Origin of the sequence: Streptomyces flavofungini, from assembly GCF_041028215.1 — a bacterium.
Lineage (GTDB): Bacteria > Actinomycetota > Actinomycetes > Streptomycetales > Streptomycetaceae > Streptomyces > Streptomyces flavofungini_B.
In genome coordinates this window covers 1-3,836 of record NZ_JASKYR010000871.1, presented here as the reverse complement: position 1 = coordinate 3,836, position 3,836 = coordinate 1, and the positions used below count along the sequence as shown (strand labels likewise).

At 75.0% G+C, this 3,836-nt stretch carries 4 protein-coding genes; all 4 read right to left on the bottom strand.

The features are described 5' to 3' along the window. Positions 1-19: 19 nt before the first annotated feature. Positions 20-976, bottom strand: coding sequence for a DUF2510 domain-containing protein (locus AB8Z36_RS35815; RefSeq protein WP_369217565.1), 957 nt, complete (start codon positions 974-976; stop codon positions 20-22). A 50-nt stretch (positions 977-1,026) separates the two neighbouring features. Continuing rightward, on the bottom strand, positions 1,027-2,274 hold the full coding sequence (locus tag AB8Z36_RS35810) for an anhydro-N-acetylmuramic acid kinase (protein ID WP_369217564.1): 1,248 nt from the start codon (positions 2,272-2,274) through the stop codon (positions 1,027-1,029). 211 nt (positions 2,275-2,485) lie between these two features. After that, a complete protein-coding gene (locus tag AB8Z36_RS35805; protein WP_369217563.1) occupies positions 2,486-3,472 on the bottom strand; it encodes an acyl-CoA dehydrogenase family protein in 987 nt (328 codons plus the stop codon). Further along, positions 3,472-3,836, bottom strand: a 365-nt coding sequence (locus AB8Z36_RS35800; RefSeq protein WP_369217562.1) for an acyl-CoA dehydrogenase family protein, incomplete at its 5' end; no start/stop codon positions are given. The genes AB8Z36_RS35805 and AB8Z36_RS35800, both read right to left, overlap by 1 nt.

Genomic DNA, 3,836 nt, shown 5'->3' with positions numbered 1-3,836 from the left:
CCGCCGGGGGACGCGGGGGTCAGACGTCCTGGCCCGCGCCGCCTCCGCCGCCGCCGACGGGACCCGCCTTGATGCCCTTGGCGATCGTGTCCATGGAGGACTGCGAGGGGGCCTTGTCGTTCACGTCGATGCCCATGCGGACGATGACGAGCTTGTCCTTGTCGGCGGGGGAGGGGAAGGCGAGCGACTCGACGTACCCGTCGTCGCTCTTCTCCGTCACGGCCTTCCAGCGGACGTGGTAGCCCTTCTGGCCCGCGACGGTGATCGGCTCGGAGGCCAGCACCTTGTGCGACGTGATCTTCCCGTAGGTCTTGCCGCCGTACCCCTGCTTCGCGTTCCGCTTGATGTCGGCCTTCGCCGCCTCCTCGGGCGACTTGCCGTCGAGCTTCAGCTCCTCGGCCGACTGGGAGAACGCGCTGCCGCGGGTGCACTGCTCGTCGGTGTTGCCCGGGCAGGGGATGGGGTCGGTCTGCACCCCGGCGCCCGCCTGGGTCGTCCCGCCCTTCCAGCCGTCGGGGATCGGGATCTTGATGCCGTTGACCGGGTCCGTCGCGAAGCCCGACTCCTGCCCGGGCCCCTGCGGGGCCTCGTCCTCGGGAGAGCGGGGAGCCTCCGGCGCCTCGGAGTCACGCGGCTCCCGGGGAGCCCCGGCCGACGGCTCGTCGACCGCGGTGCCGCCGCCGTCACCGTCGTCGTCGGAGGTGAGGGCGTACACGCCGCCGCCTATCCCGGCCAGGACGACGAGCACCGCGCCCGCGGCTATCGCCACCCGCAGGCCGCGCCGCTGCCGCGCCGGCGTCTTGGCCGGATACGCCGGGTACGCCGGAAAGGCCGGCTGCGTCGCCTGCGGCTGCGCACCACCGGCGGCGCGCACCTGATCGGTCCATGCGTTCCCGTCCCACCAGCGCTCGGTGGGAGAAGCACCGGCGGCCTGGCCGGGATCGGGGTACCAGCCGGGGGGAGTCATCTGCGTCATGACGGCCAGCGTATGAGCCCAGCGTGAAAGCGGGATGAGAGGGGCGGTACTCAGTTCCCTCGTTGGGCCCGGGGGCCTCGTGCACCTCCCGTGTGCGGGACCGGTCCGGTGGCCTGCCGCTCCCCGCGCGCGTGCCCGTCCACGATCAGGCGTACCGGTCGCCGCCCCTCCGGCACCGGCTCCGGCCACGGGGTGCCGCGGCGGCCCGGTGTGACCGAGCCCAGGACGCTGGCGTGCCGGGCGCCCGTGCTCCTCGGGTCGGTGCCCGGGAGGCCGTGCAGGGTCAGGAAGCCGAGGACGGCGAAGGCGTACGCCTCCTTCGCCGCGGACGGCATGCCCAGCTCGTCGGAGGTGCGCAGGGCGATGGCGGTGCCCAGTTCCGCGCGCAGCGCCGCCATCAGCGCGGGGTTGCGGGTGCCGCCGCCGGAGGCGATGACCTCCGTGGCCCGCACCGAGCGGACGGCGTCGGCGACCGTACGGGCGGTGAGCCGGGTCAGCGTGGCGACGACGTCCTCGGGCGGCAGCGTCTCGTGCCCCCGCAACGCCTTGCGCAGATAGGGCAGATGGAACAGCTCCTTGCCGGTCGTCTTCGGCGCGGGCAGCGCGTAGTACGGCTCGGTGAGAAGGCGGGCGAGCAGCTCCTCGTGGACGGTGCCGCGCGCCGCCAGTTCCCCGTCCAGGTCATAGGCGAGCCGCCCGCCCGTCGCCTCGCCCACCGCCGCGTCGATCAATGCGTTGGCGGGGCCGGTGTCGAAGGCGGTGCCGTCGGGCGCGGTGATGTTGGCGATGCCGCCCAGGTTCAGTGCGGCAGGTGCGCCCGGCCGGCCGCGCAGCCACATCCGGTCCACGAGGCTGACCAGGGGCGCGCCCTGGCCGCCCGCCGCGATGTCCCGGGGACGGAAGTCGGCGACCACCGGCAGCCCCGTCGCCTCGGCGATCCACGCCGCCTGGCCGATCTGGAGGGTGCCGCGCACCTGTCCGTCGGCCACCCAGTGGTAGACCGTCTGGCCGTGCGAGGCGACCAGCTCGGCCTGCCCGTCGCACAGCTCGCGGTCCGCCTCGACCGCGGCGGCGGCGAAGGCCCTGCCGATCTCCGTGTCGAGCCGGCAGACATCGGCGAGCGTGGTCGCCGCGGGCGGCAGCGCGGCGGCGAGCCGGGAGCGGAGACCCTCGTCATAGCCCCGGCTGATCAGCCCGAGCGGGGTCAGGACGAGACGGTCGCCGTCCAGCATCAGATCGGCGGCTGCCGCGTCGATCGCGTCGTACGAGGTCCCTGACATGAGCCCGATCACGCGCACGTGGGGCCTCCTTCTCGGTCGGCTCGCCAATGCGCTTGATCATCGCATCCCCCGGCCCGCCGGTGACCCCCCTTACTCGAACACGTGATCGGACGCCCGCGTCCGCCACCCCCCAACGGCCGCCGGACGTGCGCCTTTCACCGGCGGCGGGCCGCCCGCTCGGCCACCCCGCGCGCTGAGTCACGGGGGGCGCGGGTCCGGCACGGCGGGCTCACTCCCGCGCGGCGAGGACCCGCCCGCGCCAGGTCCCCGGGTCCCCGAAGGCGCTCCGCAGCACCCGCGCCTTGGTCAGCCACAGGGAGAGGTCGAACTCGGCGGTGTACCCGATCGCCCCATGGAGCTGGAGCGCCGTCCGCGCCGCTCCGTATGCCGCCTCGCCCGCGGCCACCTTGGCGGCGGCGACATCACCGGGCGCCATGGTCAGCGCGGCGCCGAACACCAGCGGCCGGGCGAACTCCAGGGCCACCAGGGCATCCGCGAGCCGGTGCTTGACCGCCTGGAACGATCCGACCGGCGCCCCGAACTGCGTACGCCGGCGCACATACGCCACCGTCCGGTCGAGCAGCGTGAGCCCGGTGCCGAGGCTCTGCGCGGCCGTGGCCAGCGCCGCCCACCGCGTCGCGTGCCGGGCGGCGTCGGCCACCGCCGCTCCCGAGGCGAGCGGTTCGCCGCCGGGCAGGGGCGCGGCCAGGTGCCGTGCGGGGTCCAGGGAGCGGCGCACGCGCGCGTGGCCGGGCGCGAGCCGCAGCTCGTCCCCGGTCACCGCCAGGATGAGGTGAGCGGCCCGCGGGTCCAGGGCATAGGGCCCGCCGTCGGGGAGCGTCAGCGTGGCGCTCGTGGTGCCCGCGGCGAGCGCGGGCAGGAACCGTTTGGCCGGGGCGGGGGTGCCGAGCGCGGCGAGCCGGGAGAGCAGCGCCGCGGCGGCCACCGTCTCGACGGCCGGACCCGGCACGGCGTGCCGGCCGAGCTCCACGAAGGCGGCGGCCGTCTCCACGGGCAGCGGGCCGACCCCTTCGTACTCCTGCGGGACGGCGAGCGCGAAGACCCCCAGGTCGGCGAGGTGCGCCCACAGTGCCCGGCCCGGGGCGTGGTCACCCGCGCTCCACGCGCGCGTGGCCGCCACCGGGTCGGCTGCCGTCAGCATCGCGTCCAGCGAGCACGCGAACTCCCGCTGCTCGGCGTCGAGGAGAAACCTCATCAGCGGCGCCCCTTCGCCAGCCCGAGCAGCCGCTCGGCGATGATGTCGCGCTGGATCTCGTTCGTCCCCGCGTAGATGGGCCCGGCGAGCGAGAAGACGTAGCCCTCCAGCCAGTCGTACGTCTCACGACCGCCGCCCCCGGCGGACAAGTCCGCCTCTTCCGGCACCAGTTCTCCCTCCGGACCCAGCAGGTCGAGCGCCGTCTCGTGCGTGGCGATGTCGTGCTCCGACCAGAAGACCTTGTTCAGGCTGGACTCGGCGCCGATCGTCTCCCCGGCCGCGAAGCGGGAGGCGCTCGCCCAGGTGAACAGCTCGTACGCGCGTGCCCCGATGACGGCGTCCGCGACCCGGTCCCGCAGGGCCG

Bases quoted from the DNA above. Each gene is read 5' to 3' on its own strand.
- AB8Z36_RS35805 (WP_369217563.1), bottom strand. From the start codon at position 3,472: ATGAGGTTTCTCCTCGACGCCGAGCAGCGGGAGTTCGCGTGCTCGCTG.
- AB8Z36_RS35815 (WP_369217565.1), bottom strand. From the start codon at position 976: ATGACGCAGATGACTCCCCCCGGCTGGTACCCCGATCCCGGCCAGGCC.